This is a genomic window from Mesorhizobium sp. P5_C1, from assembly GCF_054049815.1.
Map to the genome: position 1 here is coordinate 1 of NZ_JBFULQ010000992.1, position 1,258 is coordinate 1,258.

The 1,258-nt window shown below is 61.0% G+C and carries 1 protein-coding gene and 1 pseudogene; both read left to right on the top strand.

Going from position 1 to position 1,258, the window contains the following annotated elements; translation table 11 throughout:
• The coding region (locus ACXJ7R_RS33295; protein ID WP_457155504.1) for a calcium-binding protein at nucleotides 1-769 on the top strand (769 nt) is incomplete at its 5' end.
• A gap of 137 nt (nucleotides 770-906) precedes the next feature.
• Nucleotides 907-1,258 (top strand): annotated as a pseudogene (locus tag ACXJ7R_RS33300) (type I secretion system permease/ATPase); the annotation flags it as partial.

The following is a 1,258-nucleotide window of genomic DNA, read 5'->3' on the forward strand; positions in this document are numbered from 1 at the left end:
GGCCAATGGCGGGGGCACCGACAATGTGCAGGCCTATGTCAGCTTCAACCTATCGGGACAGGCGCTGGAGAACTTGGCGCTGCGCGGCGCGGCCTCGATCAACGGCACCGGCAATTCCGCTGCCAACATCATCACCGGCAACAGTGGCAACAACGTCATCAACGGCCTTGCCGGCGCCGACACCATGAGTGGCGCTCAAGGCAACGACACCTACTATGTCGACAATGCCGGAGACCATGTCATCGAGGCCAACGGCGGTGGCACCGACAATGTGCAGGCCTATGTCTCGTTCAATCTTTCCGGCCAGGAGCTGGAGAACCTGGCGTTGCGCAGCGCGGCTTCCATCAATGGCACAGGCAACTCGACTGCCAACATCATCACCGGCAATTCGGGCAACAACATCATCAACGGCCTGCTCGGCAACGACACGCTGTCCGGCAGCACCGGTCATGACACCTTCGTCTTCACCACGGCGCTGAACGCTTCTGCCAATGTCGACCGCATCACCGACTTCTCAGTGGTCGACGACACAATCCAGGTCGACAATGCGATCTTTGCAGCGCTTGGCGGCAACGGCACGCTGACGGCGGAACAGTTCGTTAAGAACACCACCGGCCTTGCGGGTGACGGCAACGATCATATCATCTATGAGACGGATACCGGCTGGCTCATCTATGACAGCAACGGCAGTGCGGCGGGTGGTTCCACCCATTTCGCCACGCTTGCCGCAAACCTGGCGCTGACCAACGCCGATTTCGTCGTAGCCTGAACGTTAAGCGGGGGCATGTGGCAATTCAGATACAGAACCGCGGCGGCACCCGGCCTGCCCCAGCGGGATTGTCCGCGCCCAGCCGTGCGCTAAGGTCGTGCGCTGCGGCACTGGCTTGCGTTGCCGTGTTCTCGGGAATGATCAACCTGCTTGGCCTGACCGGCTCGCTCTACATGCTTCAGGTCTATGACCGTGTCCTGCCTTCGCACAGCATTCCGACCCTGACAGTGCTCTCGATCGCCATGGCGGGACTTTACATCGCCTATGGTCTGCTTGATCTCCTGCGGCTCAGGCTGCTTGCCCGGATCGGCAGGCGTTTCGACACCAGCCTGCAACCGGCTGTCTTCGCTCTCTCGGTCTCGCTCCCTCTCAGGTCCGGTCAGGAAGGCACACGCCTTCAGCCGATCGGCGATCTCGACCAGATACGCAGCTTCATTTCGGGATCGGGCCCGACAGCCTTCTTCGATCTGCCCTGGCTGCCCTTCTATC